The 20,128-nt window shown below is 34.9% G+C and carries 18 protein-coding genes; 5 read left to right on the top strand and 13 right to left on the bottom strand.

Going from position 1 to position 20,128, the window contains the following annotated elements:
• The first annotated feature begins 492 nt into the window (after window positions 1-492).
• Window positions 493-1,245, top strand: a complete 753-nt coding sequence (locus tag H2O64_RS01460) for a DUF5995 family protein (protein WP_187560357.1) — start codon at window positions 493-495, stop codon at window positions 1,243-1,245.
• A 38-nt stretch (window positions 1,246-1,283) separates the two neighbouring features.
• Here the strand turns inward: H2O64_RS01460 and gldC are convergent, their stop codons facing one another.
• A complete protein-coding gene (gene gldC / locus H2O64_RS01455) occupies window positions 1,284-1,622 on the bottom strand; it encodes a gliding motility protein GldC (protein ID WP_187560356.1) in 339 nt (112 codons plus the stop codon).
• The gene (gene gldB / locus H2O64_RS01450; RefSeq protein WP_187560355.1) at window positions 1,622-2,572 is read right to left on the bottom strand and encodes a gliding motility lipoprotein GldB; all 951 of its coding nucleotides are present in this window, start codon (window positions 2,570-2,572) and stop codon (window positions 1,622-1,624) included. Before gldB ends, gldC begins: the two co-directional genes overlap by 1 nt.
• A 112-nt stretch (window positions 2,573-2,684) precedes the next feature.
• Between gldB and nadE the strand changes: the two genes are divergently transcribed.
• Window positions 2,685-3,473, top strand: coding sequence for an NAD(+) synthase (nadE, locus tag H2O64_RS01445; protein WP_187560354.1), 789 nt, complete (start codon window positions 2,685-2,687; stop codon window positions 3,471-3,473).
• Between the two features lie 162 nt (window positions 3,474-3,635).
• Window positions 3,636-4,265, top strand: coding sequence for a response regulator (locus H2O64_RS01440; protein WP_187560353.1), 630 nt, complete (start codon window positions 3,636-3,638; stop codon window positions 4,263-4,265).
• Window positions 4,266-4,358: 93 nt separating this feature from the next.
• Here H2O64_RS01440 and dnaG read toward each other — a convergent pair whose 3' ends face one another.
• The 6 genes from dnaG to H2O64_RS01410 form a co-directional block, all read right to left on the bottom strand.
• Window positions 4,359-6,320 (bottom strand): DNA primase, encoded by a 1,962-nt coding sequence (gene dnaG, locus H2O64_RS01435; RefSeq protein ID WP_187560352.1) that lies wholly within the window; start codon window positions 6,318-6,320, stop codon window positions 4,359-4,361.
• A 159-nt stretch (window positions 6,321-6,479) separates the two neighbouring features.
• A complete protein-coding gene (locus H2O64_RS01430; protein WP_187560351.1) occupies window positions 6,480-7,331 on the bottom strand; it encodes a carboxypeptidase-like regulatory domain-containing protein in 852 nt (283 codons plus the stop codon).
• Window positions 7,332-7,536: 205 nt separating this feature from the next.
• Window positions 7,537-8,571 (bottom strand): porin family protein, encoded by a 1,035-nt coding sequence (locus H2O64_RS01425; RefSeq protein ID WP_187560350.1) that lies wholly within the window; start codon window positions 8,569-8,571, stop codon window positions 7,537-7,539.
• A 54-nt stretch (window positions 8,572-8,625) separates the two neighbouring features.
• Window positions 8,626-9,393, bottom strand: a complete 768-nt coding sequence (locus tag H2O64_RS01420) for a hypothetical protein (RefSeq protein WP_187560349.1) — start codon at window positions 9,391-9,393, stop codon at window positions 8,626-8,628.
• A 1-nt stretch (window position 9,394) separates the two neighbouring features.
• Window positions 9,395-9,958 carry an RNA polymerase sigma factor gene (locus H2O64_RS01415; RefSeq protein ID WP_187560348.1) on the bottom strand — a complete coding sequence of 188 codons (564 nt, stop codon included), beginning with the start codon at window positions 9,956-9,958 and terminating at the stop codon, window positions 9,395-9,397.
• 69 nt (window positions 9,959-10,027) lie between these two features.
• The gene (locus tag H2O64_RS01410) at window positions 10,028-11,005 is read right to left on the bottom strand and encodes a polyprenyl synthetase family protein (protein ID WP_187560347.1); all 978 of its coding nucleotides are present in this window, start codon (window positions 11,003-11,005) and stop codon (window positions 10,028-10,030) included.
• 306 nt (window positions 11,006-11,311) lie between these two features.
• Between H2O64_RS01410 and H2O64_RS01405 the strand changes: the two genes are divergently transcribed.
• A complete protein-coding gene (locus H2O64_RS01405) occupies window positions 11,312-12,856 on the top strand; it encodes a T9SS type A sorting domain-containing protein (RefSeq protein ID WP_187560346.1) in 1,545 nt (514 codons plus the stop codon).
• A 105-nt stretch (window positions 12,857-12,961) separates the two neighbouring features.
• On the top strand, window positions 12,962-14,305 hold the full coding sequence (locus H2O64_RS01400; protein ID WP_187560345.1) for an aryl-sulfate sulfotransferase: 1,344 nt from the start codon (window positions 12,962-12,964) through the stop codon (window positions 14,303-14,305).
• A gap of 340 nt (window positions 14,306-14,645) precedes the next feature.
• On the opposite strand, the gene rlmN is transcribed toward H2O64_RS01400, so the two are convergent.
• From rlmN to H2O64_RS01375, 5 genes are all read right to left on the bottom strand, one after another.
• Window positions 14,646-15,686 carry a 23S rRNA (adenine(2503)-C(2))-methyltransferase RlmN gene (gene rlmN, locus H2O64_RS01395; RefSeq protein ID WP_187560344.1) on the bottom strand — a complete coding sequence of 347 codons (1,041 nt, stop codon included), beginning with the start codon at window positions 15,684-15,686 and terminating at the stop codon, window positions 14,646-14,648.
• 95 nt (window positions 15,687-15,781) lie between these two features.
• Complete coding sequence (locus H2O64_RS01390) at window positions 15,782-16,828, bottom strand: hypothetical protein (RefSeq protein ID WP_187560343.1); 1,047 nt, start codon at window positions 16,826-16,828, stop codon at window positions 15,782-15,784.
• 273 nt (window positions 16,829-17,101) lie between these two features.
• Window positions 17,102-18,157 carry a tRNA preQ1(34) S-adenosylmethionine ribosyltransferase-isomerase QueA gene (queA, locus tag H2O64_RS01385; protein ID WP_187560342.1) on the bottom strand — a complete coding sequence of 352 codons (1,056 nt, stop codon included), beginning with the start codon at window positions 18,155-18,157 and terminating at the stop codon, window positions 17,102-17,104.
• 159 nt (window positions 18,158-18,316) lie between these two features.
• Window positions 18,317-19,540, bottom strand: coding sequence for a 3-phosphoshikimate 1-carboxyvinyltransferase (locus H2O64_RS01380; protein WP_187560341.1), 1,224 nt, complete (start codon window positions 19,538-19,540; stop codon window positions 18,317-18,319).
• A gap of 86 nt (window positions 19,541-19,626) precedes the next feature.
• On the bottom strand, window positions 19,627-19,953 hold the full coding sequence (locus tag H2O64_RS01375) for a nucleotide pyrophosphohydrolase (protein ID WP_187560340.1): 327 nt from the start codon (window positions 19,951-19,953) through the stop codon (window positions 19,627-19,629).
• Window positions 19,954-20,128: the final 175 nt, after the last annotated feature.

Raw genomic sequence — 20,128 nt, 5'->3', positions numbered from 1 at the left:
AGTTTGATACAACTTCAACAAAATAAAAATTAAGTGTTTATTGAAAATTTCGAACTAAGTATTTCATTTTTAATTATTTTACTTTCTTTTACTTTGCTCGCACAAAGAAAAGAAACAAAAGAAAATGCGCTTTTTCCAGAGGTGTTTTTAGCTTTCTCTTCGGAAAGCTAAAACCGCACTCATTTTACTAAATTTTCTCCAAGGCTTCGAAAATTCTTAACGTAAAATGATTGCTACACTGCGGAAAAAGAGTCTGTCGCATATAATTTTATATCGAACTCAGGTTTATTATGTTCGTTTTAGTTCGCGTATTTTCTTCTCTCTTCTCTCTTCTCTCTTCTCTCTTCTCACTTCTCTCTTCTCTATTTTCCATCATCTTAATACTAAGTACTCACTTCTCATAACTCAATACTACTATAAGTCGTAATTGTGCTCGTTTCCTTTTCAACCTTGGAAGATTTTCATACTTTTAGTTGACCAAAACTCAAAAGCATGCAAGCTACAACCATTGACGAAGTGATTTCTTTTTTAGACGCTATTATTGAAGAAAATAAGCAAATTCCAAGTACAATGGGCTATTTCGCGGCGTTGTATCAAAAGGTAACTTGCAAAGTAAAGGAAGGCATTGAGAATCATTTTTTTGATGATAATCCGCGTATGGAACGTTTGGACGTTATTTTTGCCAATAGATATCTACAAGCATATACAGATTTTAAAAATGGCGCTACGCCAAGTAAATCGTGGGTAGCTGCCTTTGACGAAGCTGATAATTATTGGTTTATTGTGTTGCAACATTTATTGTTGGGCATGAACGCGCATATTAATTTGGATTTAGGAATTGCCGCTGCCGAAGTGATGAAAGGAAAAAATATTGAAGACCTGAAAGATGATTTTGATAAGATTAATGTGATTTTGGGCGAATTGGTTCACGATGTAGAAAAAGAATTGTCTATCATTTGGACAACACTTGCGAAAATTATCAAAGTGACAGAAAAATTTGATACGATTTTAATCGATTTTAGCATGAAACTTGCCAGAGATGGCGCTTGGAAATATGCAACATTGTTAGCAAATTCGCCAGAAACAACTTGGCCACAATTAATTACGGAGAGAGACGAAAAAGTTACTAGAAAAGTGCAAATTGTAATCAATCCCGGATTTTTCATTAAGATTCTACTGAAAATTATCCGGCTGGAAGAACGCGGTACTATTAAAACAAGAATTGAGATTTTAGAAAAAGACTAAAATCTCAATTGATATCGTATTAAAAATGCAATCTATAGTTACTTCTGAGTAATCTCTAGTTTTTCTGCAAAATAGTCACAGAAATCTAGCATTGTTGCACTCATTTTTTCATCATTTGTCGCGCGTTGAAATGCTTTTGCCATGGACACTAATGTTTGATGATAAAATACTTTCATTTCATCAACAGGCATGTCTTTTGTCCATAAGTCAATACGTAAGCTTTCTTGCGCTTTGTGATCCCAAACAGACAACATCACTGCTTTTGTAGCTTCATCATTGATTCCGCCATCTTTTGCTGTCCAACTAATTTCTTCTGGAACATTATTTTCATCAACACTTACCGCAATTTTTATTTCCGATTTGAGTTTCTTCGCCATTATTTTTTTGGTTTGTACTTTGAGTTATTAAAAATTTCTTCTGTAGATTTTCCTATTAATTCTTGCAAAGATACATCATTATTTTTCATGTATGCATCCACTATTCGATACCCAATATAGCGCCCAATTCCTCCTGGAGATTCGCTGTCTAATTCTAAGTAAAATTTAGAGAAAGGTGCCAAGTTTAAGAATCTAGCATCTAATTTATTATCAGTACTATACAATAGTTCTTTTTCAATAAAATGCGTCCAGATTTGCGCTTCGTTTTCCGCCGCCCAATTTACTTGTCGTTCCGTATACCCAAATTGCATTGCTGCAGAAGCTTTTGGCACTAATAAGGTTTTTATGTAGTGTGCTTTTCCGTGAAAAATCATTTTGCTTAAAAAAGAACGATCACGTGAAGGACGAATTTGTGCGTATGCAAATTCAGTAGCAATATCTACAGGAATCATTTCTTTTTCAAAATTCTGCACAATGTAGTTTTGAATGCCTTCATAATATCGATGATTTGCGCCTAAATAGGTATTTAAGGCAATTAAAATCATGTCTTGATATAGAATTATTTTTTTACGATAATCTTCGGTCGTTACAGTAACTATCTTTGGCGGATTGTATTCAGGGAAATAAAATTCAAGGTGTTGTAATAGCGATTTGATATCGCGCTGAACAGTTGAAAAATCTGCAAAAGTAATATCTATTTCTTGTTTGAGTTCTTTTTGTAATGGATCACGCATGGTGTACACCCAAGTAGAATCGGGAATTGAACTCGGAAAAAATAGCGGATATACTTCTTTTAGTTTTGGTAAATCTGACGGTGTAGCACTTAAGAATACTTGATCAAATCGAGTGATATTCACATCTATTGGAATGGCAGAAATTTCTTTTTCAAGTGAATTTTCATCAGCACAACCAACAACAATTAACACGCACAGAAAGAATAATTTTTTCATAGTAATTTCAATCTTTATAGTCTTGAAACGAAACATATCTTTATAAATTTTATTACACTACTATATTTGTCTGCAAATTTACTTTTTTTATCTTGTAAAAAAATTGAAACAGATGAAAACTGAAAAGGTAATCGATCATATTGTAGCATGGCTAAAGGAGTATGCAACCAACGCAAAAGTGAATGGTTTTGTAATTGGAGTTTCTGGGGGAATTGATTCCGCAGTGACTTCCACCTTGTGTGCAAAAACAGGATTCCCTGTATTGTGCATAGAAATGCCAATACATCAAGCGGCAAGTCATGTAACACGTGCTCAGGAACACATTAAGCAATTGAAAGAACGTTTTGATAATGTGAGTGATGTTCGCGCTGATTTGACACCAGTTTTTGAAGAATTTAAAACCGAAGTTTCTTTGGAAGGCGCACAAGCTACCGTTGATATGGCTTTAGCAAATACCAGAGCGCGTTTGCGAATGACCACTTTATATTATTATGCGGGTTTATTAGGACGATTGGTTGCTGGAACAGGAAACAAAGTAGAAGATTTTGGTGTAGGTTTTTATACGAAATATGGCGATGGTGGTGTTGATTTAAGTCCAATTGCTGACTTAATGAAAAGCGAAGTTTACCTACTAGGAAAAGCGCTTGAAGTTCCTAAATCTATTATGAATGCAGCACCTTCTGATGGCTTATTTGGTGATGCTCGAAGTGATGAAGACCAGATTGGTGCTAGCTACGATGAACTTGAGTGGGCTATGCGTATGTATGATGAAGGAAAAACCGCAGAAGACTTTACAGGCAGACAACAAGAAGCTTTCAAAATTTACAAACGGTTCAATTCTTCTAACCGACATAAAATGATTCCAATTCCAGTCTGTAAAATACCGCAAAATCTTACATAAAATTTTATGTTTTTTAATCGATATTATAAAAATTTGTTTAAATTTGTTGTTACAGACCCCCTAAACCTGAAATAAAAATTGATTCGTATTTATGTTTGCATGACATAACGAGCCTTTCTTTATGTGATGGTCTGATTTAATAATAACTTTAAAAACTAAATTATGGTTAAAGTATTAATTGCAGACAATCATCCCATTGTTCGAAAAGGAATTAAATCCTTGTTTAAGAACTCTACAGAGATTGATGTAGTAGGTAAAGCTTCTACAACATCAGAGCTTTTTGACTTTATTAGTCAAGAGCAAGTAGACGTTGTTTTACTTGAGATGGATATTCCCGAAGTCAATGGTATTACTGCATTGCGAAGACTTAAAAAAGACTTTGCTGAAGTAAAAGTAATTATGTTTAGCTCTCACTCAGAGGATGTTTACGCAGTAAGCACACTGAGAGCTGGAGCTTCTGGTTACTTATCGAAATCCGTAGCTACAAATGTTATTAAGGACGCTATTGTTAAAGTTGCAAATGGAGGCATCTATATCAGCAACGAATTAGCACAGCGCTTAGCATTTGATGAAAGCACAAACAAACCCCGCAGATTTTTTAGACGTTTGTCTACGAGAGAAGTAGAAGTGTTAAAACTTCTAGCTTCTGGTAAACGTAACAAACATGTCGCTGAAGAGTTAAATCTGAACGAAAAAACTGTGAGCACGTACAAAGCTCGCCTAATGCGAAAGTTGAATGTAGACAACTTAGTTGATCTATTACAACAAGCAAAAGCGTTAGAATTACTGTAATTGCATTGTAAAGAGTTTACTCTTTACTACAGTTAAGATTTTTATGATGATATGTATAGTTCTCTTTAGAATTTGTACGTATCATCATTTTTATTATAACACTCTTTTGAGTTGTTCGGAAAGTGATTTTTTGAGAAATATGTAGTCTTTTATTTCTTCTAATACATTTTGAAGTTCTTCTAGCCCAGTATCTTCTTGCATTCCTTGCTTGAGTTCTTCAATTTTAAGATTGATTAAGTAGCAACGCAAACTAAGTATGGTTTCGCTTGTCAATTGCGCAATCTTTTCTTCTTTTGGCTTTACAAAGATGTTTTGCGCTTCCCAATTGTGCAATTCGTAACGCTCTTCACGCATGAGAATGTCTGTAATTTCATTGGCGATTTCTGGATCGATTTCGTTTACAAATGCATCTAGTTCTAATGTTCCAGTTGTGTTTAATTTTTCAATAGCGCTGTAATAGATGGTTTTGAATTTTTCATTTGCCAAATCAATTTCATCTTGTTGCAAATCGAGATAGAGTTTTTCAAAGACTTTTGCTTCAAAGAGTTCATGCTCCATTTTTAATTCGCCTTCGTCATTTTCTTTTAAAATTAAATCTTCAAACGTCGCTTCCATGTTTCCATATAACAATAGTATTTCTATGATTTTTCGTTCTAAGACATATTGTACATCAACGCGTTCCGCTTTTTCTTGCGGTTTTATGACTTCAAAAGCTTTTTTCTCCTGTCTAATTTGTTTGTTCGCTTCCTTAATATCTTTGTTTTGCAATTGTGCCAACGTAGCAAATAACACTTCTTCCGAAATGTCCATGATGCGAGATGTTTCACGCAAATACAATTCTTGCTTGATACGGTCAGAAACTTTTGAGATGCTTGACATCATGTCGTTGATGACTTCTGCCTTTTTAATCGGATCGTTTTTGGTAACTTCCATCAGTAATGAAGCTTTGTAACTGATGAAATCTTTTACGTTTTTCTCAAAGTATTCCAATACATCTTCCAATGCATTGTTTTTGGCAAAACTATCAGGATCTTCTCCTTCAGGAAATGTACATACGCGCACATTCATTCCTTGTTCAAGAATTAAATCAACTCCACGAAGTGACGCGCGAATTCCCGCAGCATCTCCATCGTAAAGAACCGTAATATTTTTTGTTAAACGATTTATGAGACGTATTTGATCCGCTGTTAAAGCAGTTCCAGAAGAAGAAACCACATTGTGAATTCCTGCTTGATGCATCTGAATGACATCCGTATAACCTTCCACTAAATAACAGTTATCTTCTTTTGCAATGGCTTGTTTTGCGTAGTACAAACCGTATAAAACTTTACTTTTATGGTAAATATCACTTTCGGGCGAATTGAGATATTTGGCAGCTTTTTTATCATTTGTTAAGATTCGTCCACCAAAACCAAGTACGCGTCCGCTCATACTGTGAATTGGAAACATGACTCTACCCTTGAAACGATCGAAGCGTTTTTCTTCTTTTACAATGGTTAAACCCGTTTTGGCAAGATAGTTTAGATTGTAACCTTCTTTGAGCGCACTTTTGGTAAATGCTTCCCATTCATCCAACGCATACCCCAATCCAAATTTTTTGATGATATCCGTTGTAAAACCTCTTTCTTTGAAATATGTCAATCCAATGGCTTTTCCTTGCGGCGATTCCCAAAGAATGTCTTGATGGTATTTTTTAGCGTATTCAGAAACCAAATACATGCTTTCCTTTTCGTCGGCTAGCTCTTTTTCTTCATTGGTTTGCTCCGTTTCTTCAACTTCAATTCCGTATTTATTGGCCAAGTATTTTATAGCTTCCGGATAGGTGAAATGTTCATGTTCCATGAGAAAAGCAACTGCGTTTCCTCCTTTTCCTGAACTGAAATCTTTCCAAATTTGCTTTACAGGAGACACCATAAACGATGGCGTACGCTCTTCCGAGAATGGACTCAATCCTTTGAAGTTACTTCCCGATTTTTTGAGTTGTACAAAATCGCCAATGACTTCCTCTACGCGAGCAGCGTCAAATACAGCATCTATAGTCGATCTTGAAATCAAAGTTTACGAAAGTTTAGGAATGAACTTCAAAAATACTAAGTTTTGATCAATATTTGGTTAAAAATAAAAAGTGTCTTTGTACAGTTCGTTTTTAAAAAATTAAAAATAAATATATGACTCGTCCTAAAAAACCGTTATAATTTTTTAGGACGAGTCAATTTAATCGGTCAATTCAATATTAATAGCGATATTATCTTCTCCGGTGGTTCCTATATTCTTAAATTCTTTTGATCTCTTCCAATCGCCACTAAATCGCAACCAAGTATTTTGTGGATACACTATGGTTTCTTGGGAAATTGACGGTTGTATGATATTTTTTTGATATTCATTACTGTATAAATTATCTTTTATATTGATGCGATCAATTACAACAAACACACCTTCTTTTGGAAATAAAATGGGTGATTTTAAGCGCCAGTTTACTTCTCTAACTCCTCTTTTTACATAAAATAATTGAGGTTCTCCGATCAAGATATTGGTAGGATTTCCTTCATTATCAGCTTTAAGTAAATACATTTTAAAATTGACTTTTTCCCGTTTCGAATTCCACACCAAGGTTTTGATTTCCTTTATATATGGATTTTCCTTGTAGTTTCGTTTGTACGGAAAGTATCTAGCAATAGAATAATGTCCATTTGCATAATACTTTTTTAAATCTTTCTTTTTGAAGGTTGTTATTTTTTTAATGCGTTTATAGGTTACTGGTTGCAATACAACTGTATCTAGTTCAACAACCATCGCATTTAACGAAATTTTGTTATCCGCCTTTGCAATAAAGTATTCTTCTTCATAGCCTACACAAGAGACTTTCAGTGTATCACCTATTTTTGCTTTTTCAAAAATAAATGTACCATCTTCGTTTGTCGTTGTTCCTGATTTTGTATCCTGAATCCAAATGTTTGCATATGCTATTGGATTTTTAGTTTTAGTATCAATCACTTCACCTGTTACTTGACAGATTGCTTGTGAGAATGATATTAACAATAATAGTGTTATGATAAAATGTTTCATTCTGCGGTAAAGAGTTAATTTTTTATTTTAAAATAACACGCTTGGCTCAAACTTGAGAGACAAGCGCATCCAAAGATCTTTCTAATTTTTGTATTGATGATACATCTAAGGGTATTTTTATGTGATTAATTTCTTTTTGTAATTCTTACCCATTCGCGCTAAGTGTTATAAATACACAAAAATATGTAGTAACTTTTTCATTGTTTTAGAAAACATCCAATCGCACTCCTAGCGAAATGTTACGCTGCTTTGCATTTGGACTTTTGAATATTGGTGATAAGTCGTATTTACAATACAAACTCAAATCGTCCCAACCGATATATCCTGCCAAACCATACACAAAAGCATTTGTATTAAAGTTTCTTCTGATTTCTTGATCTACCCGATCACCATCTTGAGAATATTTTAGTTTTTGTTTTACAGCGATATTGAATCCTGCAAAGCCACCAATTCCAATTTTAAATTGTTTTCGTGTGTTATATCGAACATAACTTTCTTTGTCAATTTTATTAGAAGGACCAAATTCAAAATAGATTGGCACGACTAAGTTGGTCATTCTAATTTTTGAACGACGTAAGTCATTTGGAAATTCTTCCAGCGTCGTTTCGTTTCCGTTATCTACAAAAACTCTGTTTCCAGTTGGCTTTAAATTATTGTATTGCAATGACAATCCGTATTTGAAACGCACAAAGTTGTGGTTTTTAAAGACACGTGTTCGCCATGTGATTCCAAATTCGAAAAATCGTGAGCCACCAACTCTGTAATCGGAATCGCTTAATGATTTTCCATCTTGAATGGCATTATTTAAACCAAATGCAAATACAAGATCTGAATACGTACGTTTGTCATATTTTAAAGGTCTTTTTTTGATTCTTCGCGTATCAAATACTTCTCCAAATCGTATAAAACTTCCACCTTCTTGAATGTAGTAATCGGTCAACATTTCTCGTTTGGTTTTTGCCATACGATATTCAATATTCGCAGCAGCTAACATCGCCGCTTTTTTCTTTTGCCTTTCCGCTTCTTCTTTGCTAATCTTTCCTTTCTCTAATTTTTTATTAATTTGCTCTATCTCGTATTTCAAGAGTCTTTTTTCATCGGCTTCAATGATTCGTAATCGCCCTTCTAAATACCGTTTGTTTTGCTCTTTCTTAAGTTGAATTGAGTCTTTTTCTTGCCCTTGCATCGTAAAATTTACGCATAAGAATACCAGGCATAAATACATTGTAATTGTTTTCATGTTCGTTTTTTTTAAATGATGATTGACTTCACCTATCGATATGGTGTGTGATTTTTAATCGCGATCAGCAATAACTGTTCGGTTTTTTTGGATATTATTCTTGATGAGTTCGTATACTTTTCGCTTGAATGACTTGTCTAGTTCGAGCTCTACTTCTTCTAGTAGTTCATCGGCAGTAGCAAACGCAGTAATATCTACGTCTTTTTGTACATCTAGTTTTTTCAGTGATTGTTGTGCTTCTTTGAGTAATTGATCTATTTCTTCATCCGTAATTGTCACTTTTTCAGAAGCTGATAATGCAGCGATAGAAGCTTTTAATGCTGCATTTGAATCAACCACAACTTCTTTTTGCGCAATGAAAGTTTCGATTCCTTTTGGATGTATTTCTCTTTTAACAATCACAACCGCGTTTTGAACTTCTTTGTGCAATTCGGTTTCTAGTTGTTCTTTTTGTTTAGAATGCAACTGATCCTTTACAACTTTGTATTCAATCACTTTTGGAGTTGATTCTTGCGCTGCAATTTCATTATTTTTTGTAATTATTTTTTCTGTTACGGTTGGAATTGTTTCTTGCTTCTGATCAACTTTCGGAATCGTATTGTTTGATTTTATTTCCGTTTTCACGATTGTTTCTGTTCCAACTGTCGTTTCCGTTTTCAGTATCATAAATACAATGAAACTTACCAATAATGCGATACAAGCTGCATACGGATAAAAACGTGTGCGCTTTTTCTTTTGATCGTTCGCGTCTAGCTGACTTGCGAGTGTTTCCCAAGAATTCTCGGACACTTCCATCCTACGCTCTTCTAATATATTTTTCATCTTATGCGATTTCATTCGTTCTGTTTTTTTTTGATCGAAGTTGTGTTTGAAGCACTTTTTTCGCTTTGAATAATTGTGTTTTTGAGGTGCTTACGGAAATATTGAGCATTTCAGCAATTTCTTGATGCTTGTAGCCTTCTATTTCATATAGATTGAATACAATTCTATATCCGTCTGGCAAAGCGTCTATTGCTTTTTGAATGGCTGCTACGCCCGCTTGCACATCCATTTCGCAAGCAACTGCTTCCGTATAGACTTCTATTTCTTCTACAGCTATTAGTGGATTCTTTTTTCTTAGAAAAGAGATTGATTCCCGAATCATGATTCTGCGAATCCAACCTTCAAAACTTCCTTCATTTTTATACGTCTTGATATGTGTAAATACCTTGAAAAATCCGGAAAGCATCGTTGCTTCTGCATCGTGAACATTAGATATATAGTACCTACAAACGCTTAACATTTTCGGAGCATATTGCGCATAAAGTGCTTGCTGCGCTTTACGATCATTTTGCTTCGCTCTTTTTATAAGCTTTGATTCTTGTAGATGTAATTGAATAACTTTCACTATACAGGTTGCTTTCTATTGACATAGACGCAATTTTCATGCAAATGGTTGTCTGCGTTTGAAAAAAAATTATTTTTTTCTATCAATTACGTAGTTGACCATTAATTCTAAGGAGTCTTTATATGGCGATTGCGGATAGGTTTCTAGTAGTGTGAGCGCTTTTTCTTGGTATGATTTCATTTGTTCAACAGCATATTCCAATCCGCCCGTTTTTTTTACAAACGCAATGACTTCGTTGACTCTTTTTTTGTCTTTGTTATGATTTTTCACAGAATTGATCACCCATTTTTTCTCTTCTTTCGTGCAATGGTTTAATGCATAAATTAACGGAAGCGTCATTTTTTGCTCTTTAATATCGATTCCTGTGGGTTTTCCTATTTGTGTGTTTCCATAATCAAACAAGTCATCTTTTATTTGAAATGCCATACCTATATGTTGACCAAATAAACGCATGTTTTCTACTTCTTCATCGGAAGCGTTTACAGATTTTGCGCCCATCGCACAGCAAGCAGCTATTAAAGTTGCCGTTTTTTGTCGAATGATTTCATAGTATATATCTTCTGTGATGTCTAGTCTACGTGCTTTTTCAATCTGTAACAATTCGCCCTCGCTCATTTCGCGCACAGCGACAGAAATAATTTTTAGCAAGTCAAAATCGCCATTATCAATAGAGAGTAACAATCCTTTTGAGAGTAAAAAATCGCCAACTAAGACCGCAATTTTGTTTTTCCATAATGCATTTATGGAGAAAAAGCCACGTCTTCGATTGGAGTCGTCAACAACATCATCATGCACTAAAGTTGCGGTATGAATGAGTTCTATGACCGAAGCACCGCGATAAGTTCGTTCGTTCACAATTCCGTCTGATGTCATTTTGGAAACCAAAAAGATAAACATCGGACGCATTTGCTTTCCTTTACGATTGACGATGTAGTGTGTGATTCTGTTGAGTAGCGCGACTTTGGAAGTCATGGAATTGGAAAACTTCTTTTCAAAAAGTTCCATTTCTTTTTCAATCGGTTGTTTTATCTGCGCAACTACTTTCATTCGATTGCAAAGATATTAACTAATTCAATGACTTGCATCGTTTTTAACAAGATTCAAACAGATCTACGTACAATTCATCGTTTTATTTTCACCATTCTGAATCTGGTTTTAGGAAGTTTAGCATGTATTTGGCAAAAAATAGATTGTTTTTGACTTTTAGGTTTTCTTTAAGGAATTGAGAAAATTCATCATCTTATTTTATATGATTTATAAAAAACACTCTTGTACACAATAAAAATAAAGGCAATATACTAGAGTTCTATATTTTTTTGTAGCTTTAGAGTTACTAATATTAAAACACTCGATATGAAAAAAATTACTTTATTACTTTTTTGTTTTTTAATCTTTACTTACACAGGAGTCGCTCAAGACACATGTGCAGGTGCAACACCAATTACTGCTGGGACACATAATGTAGTCGCTGTAAACGGAACGGAAGGCACTACACTTATTTGCTCTGGAGGTACTACTACCGCTGCTGCCGCTGAATGGTATACATATACACCATTAGCCTCTGGGTCAGCAACTGTATCTTCAAATATTTTACCGGCTAATACAAACGGAGATACAAGAATTCAAATTTATGAAGGAACTTGTGGAGCACTGGTTTGCGTTTCAGGAAACGACGATGTAGATTACCCTGGTGGAAATTATTTATCGGAAGTTACCTTCAACACTGTTGCAAATACGACGTATTATATTGTTTGGGATAACAGATGGAGTTCTTTCGGTTTTGAATTTACGCTAACGGAAGCTGCTGCCGTATGTATAGATCCGTCTGCATTTGTAGGTAATGGCGCTACTTCAACTACTTTTGATTTAGGTTGGACAGATACAAATACGGGTACTCCAACTTGGGAAATAGAATGGGGAGCAGATGCCTTTACACAAGGAACTGGAACATTAGTTTCTAATATTGCAACACCAAATTATGTATTTATGGGATTGACTCCAAATACAAATTATGACTTTTTCATTCGCACCAATTGTGGTGGTTCTAATGGAGATAGTGGCTGGGTTGGTCCTATTGGGTTCAGATCTGAAAGAGATTGTTCTGCTTCTGCAACATTTCCATTTTCTCAAAGTTTTGTGGATGGAACTATCCTAGACTGTTGGGAAACTGAAGATGCAGATATGATGAGTCCTGTATGGTCATATAATACGGATACCAATGATTTAGATGGCGATGGAACAAATGATAGTTTTATGGTTGTTTTTCCACAAGCTGTGACTGAGGTTGCAAAAGATGATTGGATATTTTCAAAAAAGATGGATATGACAACTGCGAATACGTATGGAATAGATGTACTTTACAATGCATTCGATTTGAACACGGTTTCTGATGAAAGCTTTGAACTGTATATCACTGACGGTCAATCATCCACAGCAATATATCAATCCTTATTAGGAACCTATACTGGAATTACACAAGCTGGTGTTTTTGGTGATACTGGCGGGAATGACTTGATTACGCAAGCATATACTGCTTCTGAAACATTTACACCACCTTCAGATGGCACTTATTATGTAGCACTTCGTGCAACTGCTACGAATTCACCGAATCTTTTCATGTTTTTAAATCTAAGTGTTTCTGAAACGTTAGGCGTTGAAGAGTTTAATGCGGATAATTTTAGACACTTCATTAATTATGATACTAAAGTCATGACAATGGAAGCTTCTGAAAATATGTCTAATTTTATATTATTTAATAGTTTAGGACAACAGATTTTGAATTCTAAGTTAACGACACAAACTCACGAAGTTGATCTTACTACGATTAATGCAGGCATATATTTTGCTAAAGTAAGTATTGGAAATAAAACCAAGACTTTTAAGATACTTATGAAGTAGCCTTAGAATAATCTTGAAAGTATAAGAGTATAATTCTGATTTTCACATTAAATTTTACAATGTGTTTCAGAATTATACTTTTTAAAATAGTTACCAAATATAATTATGAAAAAAATTCTAGTAACACTACTCGTGTCATTTTGCATAGTATGTGTGTTCAGCTGTAAAGATGACGACTCCATTGCACCTACTACACCAATTGAACTAAACGATAATATAGTTGTGTATGAGGAAGGTGCCATTTCTGATGCGTACACGCTACTTTCTCCTTTGGGTTCAACCGATACGTTTCTTATCAACAACGAAGGTTTTGTAGTTCATAAATGGGAAGCTGAGACTAGTGCATTGGTTACATATTTAACAAATGAAGGAAACTTAATTAGAACTCTGCGACAGAATGATTCTGAATTTACTGGAGGCGGCGCTACAGGAGCTATAGAAATTTTAAACTTTGAAGGTGATCCAGTTTGGTTTTGGCAATATAACACACCCGATTATATATTGCATCATGATTTAGCTTTACTGCCAAACGGTAATATATTAGCATTAGTCTGGGAATATAAATCTGTAGATGATGCCATTGCAAAAGGAAGAAATCCAACGTTACTTTTTGACAATAAAGTATGGCCGTGTAAAATTATAGAAATCAAACCGCTCGCCAACAATCAAGCGGAAATTGTTTGGGAATGGTCTGTTTGGGATCATTTAATTCAAGAGCACGATGCCACAAAAGAAAATTTTGGAGTCGTTTCTAATCATCCAGAATTAATTAATATTAATTTTTCAGGTGGTGATGCAAATTTTAATCATTTGAATTCTATTGTTTACATTGAAGAATTTGATCAAATTGCAGTGAGTTCAAGAGTTTTTAATGAATTTTGGGTGATAGATCATAGTACTTCTACCGCGGAAGCTGCATCGCATTCAGGAGGAAATAGCAATAAAGGTGGCGATTTATTATACCGCTGGGGAAATCCGCAAGCATACAACTCGGGCACTTCTGATAATCAACGCTTATTTGGTCAACATGATGTAACCTGGATTGGAAACACTCAAAATAACGGTGGAAACTTCTTAGTTTTTAATAATAATAAATTTTCTGATAAATCTTCTGTTGATGAAATTTTGATTCCACAACTTCCAAATGGAAATTACGAATTAGCACCAAACACAATCAATCTTCCAGAAAATTCTATTTGGTCTTATGATAGCGAGCTCATTTTTTCTTCTCGACTTTCCGGAGCCAAACGATTGTCTAATGGCAATACTTTAATTACTGTTGGAAGAGATGGAACACTCGTTGAAATCAATGAATCGGGAACAATTATATGGCAATATCAAAATCCTATAGAAACAAATCCGGCTATTTTTAAAGTAGATAAATACGAAAAAAATCATCCTGCATTTGATGGAAGAACATTGACTCCTTTGTCTATCGACATTGAGTAATTGCCTTTGAATGATTAGCTGTTAGTTTTTTTACTTAAATAACGTGAGTTCGATATAACTTATTTTTTAATATACTGTTTATCATATATTTAACTCCAATGTCAAATCGAGCATTATTGAAATCAAAATGTATTTTGATTGAAGATACCTAGCGTAGCTATCGAGATTCAATAAAATGATAGTACTTTTTAAGCTTCTCGACTGCGCTCGAAGTGACAAAATGCTAATTTTATTGCGTTTGGCAGTTTATATTGACGATTTCTTATGTCGAACTCACGTTAAATATTATTTTATGAAAGATATTTTCAAATTGAAACATCTTCAAATTTTCAAATTAAAACTATTCTTTATTCGCCAATTGTCCGCAAGCTGCATCAATGTCTTTTCCGCGTGAACGTCTTACCGTAACCGTGATTCCATTTTGTTCTAACGAATCTACATATCTGTCGATGGCTTTGTCACTTGCTTGTTGAAATTGCCCATCATCAATAGGATTATATTCAATTAGATTGACTTTACTCGGCACATCTTTACAGAATTTCACCAATGCATTGATATCTTTTTGCTGATCGTTAATTCCGTCCCAAACTACATATTCGTAGGTAATTTGGTTTTTAGTTTTGTCATACCAATACGCCAACGCTTCTTTTAAGTCTTTAAGTGGAAAGTGTTCGTTAAACGGCATAATTTCCGTACGTACTTCGTCAATTGCAGAATGTAGTGACACTGCCAATTTGAATTTGACTTCATCATCCGCCATTTTCTTGATCATTTTCGGAACACCCGATGTCGAAACAATAATTCGTTTCGGTGACATTCCCAAACCTTCTTCAGACGTGATTTTATCAATTGCTTTGATAACATTGTTATAATTCATTAATGGTTCGCCCATTCCCATGAATACAATGTTTGATAATGGTCTGTTGTGATATAATCTGCTTTGGCGATCAATTGCAATTACCTGATCGTAGATTTCATCAGGATTTAGATTTCGCATACGTTTTAATCGTGATGTAGCGCAAAATTTACAATCTAAACTACAACCAACCTGACTCGATACACAAGCCGTAGTTCGTGTGCTTGTTGGAATTAAAACCGATTCCACAGTTAAACCATCATGCAAACGCACCGCATTTTTGATCGTACCATCATTACTACGCTGCATTTTATCCACACGAATGTGATTGATCACAAAGTTTTCTTCGAGCATTTGACGTGTTTCTTTCGAAAGATTTGTCATGTCTTCAAAGTTATGCGCACCTTTTTGCCACAACCATTCATACACTTGATTTCCACGAAATGTTTTGTCGCCTTCGCTTTCGAAGAAATCACGAAGTTGTTCTTTGCTTAACGCTCGAATGTCTTTTTTAACTGCTTGCATGGTGCAAAAATAGGTAGAATTTGTGAGTTTATAGTTGTTAGCTGACCTGTAAAATTTAAGATTCTGGCTACCAAAAACGATCTCGCAGCTACATATTACCTACTTTTGATTTCAATCTCTAATTCAAAATCACCTTCCGTCAAACCTTCTGCACCTACAACACCAATGACTATTTTATATGGACGATTTATAGCGTTCACTCTAACTTTTCGAGTATGGTCTTGTGTTTTTCCACGCCATTTCCGATCCCATTTAAAGTCAGCTTCACAGGTAATACAACTATTCAGATTTGGTGGGAGTTCCTCATTCGTTAAACCAACTTGATACGCATACAAGCTAAAATTATCCTTTTTATTCTTTGGAATAACTTTGATAAACATTTCAGAATACTTCGGAATCGTTGTTGCATATAAAACGTGATTTCCAGAGAATTTCTGATTTCGAATCGATGGAAAACAAGCTACACTACTATCCGCAGCCCATGATAAATCTGTAATTAAACCGCCTGTTTCAAGGTTTCCATTCGTTGTCGTAACTGAACCTTTTGTCTCTATTTTAGTAACTTCAACTTTGGTCATCATTTGAGGTATTTCTTCACCTCCGATTAGTTTTATTTCTAGGGTAAAATCACTTTCTGTCAAACCTTCTGCACCTACAACACCAATCACTACTTTATAAGGATTATTAATGGCATTCAATCGAACGTTTCGAGTGTGGTCTTGGGTTTTTCCGCGCCATTTACGATCCCATTTATAGTCAGCTTCACAAGTGACACAACTACTCAGATTTGGCGGCAGTTGCTCATTGGTTAAACCAACTTCATACGCATACAAGCTAAGGTTGTGCTTTTTATTCTTTGGAATCACTTTGATAAACATTTCAGAACGTTTCGGAATCGTTGTTGCATATAAAACATGATTCCCAGTGAATTTTTGATTTTGAGTAGCAGGAAAACACGCAACACTACTATTGGCAGCCCATGATAAGTCAGAAATTTTTTCTCCATCAGCTAAATTTCCTTGATAAGAAACGGTACTATTCGCTTTGACTGTTACTACTGAAATCTTTTTATTTCCATCTTGTGCAATGCTATAGTTTACCATCGGCAAACAAAAGCATAAGAATAGCAGCTGTTTTTTCATTTTTATCCTATTTATGATTCGATATTATGATTATGATTGATTTTTAAGAATGCACACAACATCATGTATCATATCGAGTTGCAAACTTAAGGTCTCAATTTAGCAAAAAACAATCCTAATAGAAATTTACATGTGTTCTTGGTTAGTAATCCTGTATACATAACCAATTATAGATGTGACAAGTCGCGAAAAAAAGTGATAATCGATTCATATACTACCAAAAAAAATCCTGCCAAAGACAGGATTTTTGATACTACTATATTTTTTTCTTTCTTAGATAATCAACATGGCATCTCCGTAGGTATAGAATTGGTATCCTTCTTTGATTGCTTCTTCATAAGCTTTAAAGAGAAAATCATGACCTGCAAACGCTGAAACCATCATTAATAATGTTGATTTTGGCGTATGGAAATTCGTAATCATGCAGTTTGCGATGCTAAATTCATACGGAGGAAAGATAAATTTGTTTGTCCAACCTTCATATTCGTTTAGTGTAAGATCAGAAGAAACTGAACTTTCCAATCCGCGCATTACGGTTGTTCCAACGGCGCATACTCGTTTTTTCTTAACTTTTGCAGCATTGACTACTTCTACCGCTTTTGGTAAAATTTTTAATTCTTCTGAATCCATTTTATGCTTCGATAAATCTTCTACTTCCACAGGATTGAACGTTCCTAAACCTACGTGCAACGTGATTTCAGAGAAATCGATTCCTTTAATTTCTAAACGCTTTAATAAGTGTTTTGAGAAGTGCAAACCAGCTGTTGGTGCTGCCACAGCGCCTTCTTCTTTTGCATAAATTGTTTGGTAACGCTCTTCATCTTCTGGCTCCACATCTCTTTTGATGTATTTTGGAAGTGGCGTTTGCCCAAGTTCACTTAGTTTCGTTCTGAATTCTTCGTACGAACCATCATATAAGAAACGTAATGTACGACCTCTTGAAGTTGTATTGTCAATAACCTCAGCAACTAAGCTTTCGTCTTCTCCAAAGTATAATTTATTTCCAATTCTAATTTTTCGTGCTGGATCTACTAAAACATCCCAAAGACGTTGCTCCTCATTTAATTCTCTTAATAAAAAGACTTCGATTCTTGCGCCTGTTTTTTCTTTGTTTCCAAATAATCTTGCAGGAAATACTTTCGTATTGTTTAACACCATTACATCGCCTTCATCAAAATAGTCTACTATATCTTTGAATTGCTTGTGTTCAATCGTTTTCTTTTCACGATTCAACACCATTAAGCGTGCTTCATCTCTGTTTTCTGAAGGATATTCAGCTAATAATTCTTCGGGAAGATCAAAACTGAAATGCGATAGCTTTTTTGCCATAAGTCTTTTGAGTTATTTTTAAGAACGGCAAATATACAATCTCAAGATAGGCGTTGTCAAGTATTTAAGGAGTTTTTTTAGATATACTTTTAATTAAGCTGTATTTCTGCTATCCATTTTGGATTCTTTAGCTACATAACATTTCAATTGTGCCCAATTTTACACGGTTTTTATACCAATATTTTGTAAATCTTTCCAAAAGTCTGGGAAGGATTTAGAAACGACATCTGCTTTTTCAATTTCCAATGGAACACGCAATGCTAATGGTGCAAAAGCCATTGCCATTCGGTGATCTTTATAGGTTTCGATGATGATATTTTCATTAATTTGAGTCGCTTCATGCAAGTGTAATGATGCGTCCGTGATATCAACGGAAGCGCCCAATTTTTCCAGTTCAGTTTTTAAAGCAACCAAACGATCTGTTTCTTTTATTTTTAGCGTGTGCAATCCGATCATGTTGCAAGATAATTTCAATCCGAATGCTGTAACAGCAATTGTTTGCGCAATATCTGGTGCATTTTTCAAGTCGAGCTTGATGGCTTCCTGGGTTGCTTCCCATTTTTTGGAAAGTGTAATTGTATTTTCAGCAAAAACAGTTTCCACTCCAAATTCCTTATAGATTTCTGCCAAACATGAATCGCCTTGCAAACTGTTTTCTTTGTAAGATGAAAGTTCAATGGTGGTTCCGATTTCGCTTAGCGCGATTAAACTATAAAAATACGAAGCCGAACTCCAATCAGATTCTACCGTGAATGCTTTTACATTTTCAGTGGCTTCAAATCGTTGTACAGTGATTGTATTTCCTTCAAAATGGGTTTTCACACCAAGGTCATTCAACAAAGAAAGTGTCATGTTGATATACGGAACTGACGTTATTTTTCCATTCAACGAAAGCGTTAAACCATTTTCCAAGGTTGGTGCAATAAGTAGTAACGCAGAAATGTATTGACTGCTGATATTCGCGTCAAGCGTAACTTTATTTCCTTGTAATTTTTGTCCTTTTATCTGTAATGGCGGATACCCTTCATTGTTTGTGTACTGAATGTCTGCGCCTAATTGTCGTAACGCTTCTACTAATATTTTTATGGGACGTTCTTGCATTCTCGCAGAACCTGTTAAGGTGATTTCTTGTCTGTTTTGTGTTGCGTAATAGGCTGTTAAAAAGCGCATTGCTGTTCCTGCGTGATGAATGTCTTTTATAGTATCTGAAGATTTTAGTGCTTTTTGCATTAATACCGCATCATCCGAATTGGAGATGTTTGCAATGGTAATGTTTGGATATAAAGCTTGCAATAGCAACAACCGATTCGATTCACTTTTGGAACCTGTTATCGCAATGTTTGATTGTTTGTGAAGTGTTGATTTTTGAAGCTTTATGTTCATAGCGTGATTTCTAGGTAATCTATGTTTTCAGTTGCATCTCGACTGCGCTCGATGTGACAAAGTAAGATTAAAAGATATTTTTTAGATTATTTTAACTTTTCATTATTGTGATGACGATCGTGATCGCGTTTGGTTTTCTTGTCCATTTTTTTGTCAAACGCTTCTTGCAAGTTAATACCTGTCTGATTTGCCAAACAGAGTACAACAAAAACCACATCGGCTAATTCTTCGCCTAAGTCTTTGTCTTTGTCACTTTCTTTTTCGCTTTGTTCTCCGTAGCGTCTTGCAATGATGCGCGCTACTTCGCCAACTTCTTCTGTGAGTTGCGCCATGTTTGTCAATTCATTGAAATAGCGAACACCGTGTTCTTTAATCCATGTATCTACGTTGAGTTGTGCTGCTTTTATGTCCATGAGACTGCGTTTTTTAAGCGAAAGCTTGTTTGTAAAAAGTATTCAAAAGTGAGATCCCGCAATTCTGCGGGATTAGTTCAACTTACAATTTTAAATGCGTCTTTCAGGCTTTTTAAAATTGAGTTTCACTAAAAAAAGTGACTTTATAAACGTGTTATAAAGTCACTTGTAAAAA

It is taken from the genome of Kordia aestuariivivens (genome assembly GCF_014397005.1).
GTDB lineage: Bacteria > Bacteroidota > Bacteroidia > Flavobacteriales > Flavobacteriaceae > Kordia > Kordia aestuariivivens.
This window is presented reverse-complemented; position numbering and strand designations above follow the sequence as displayed.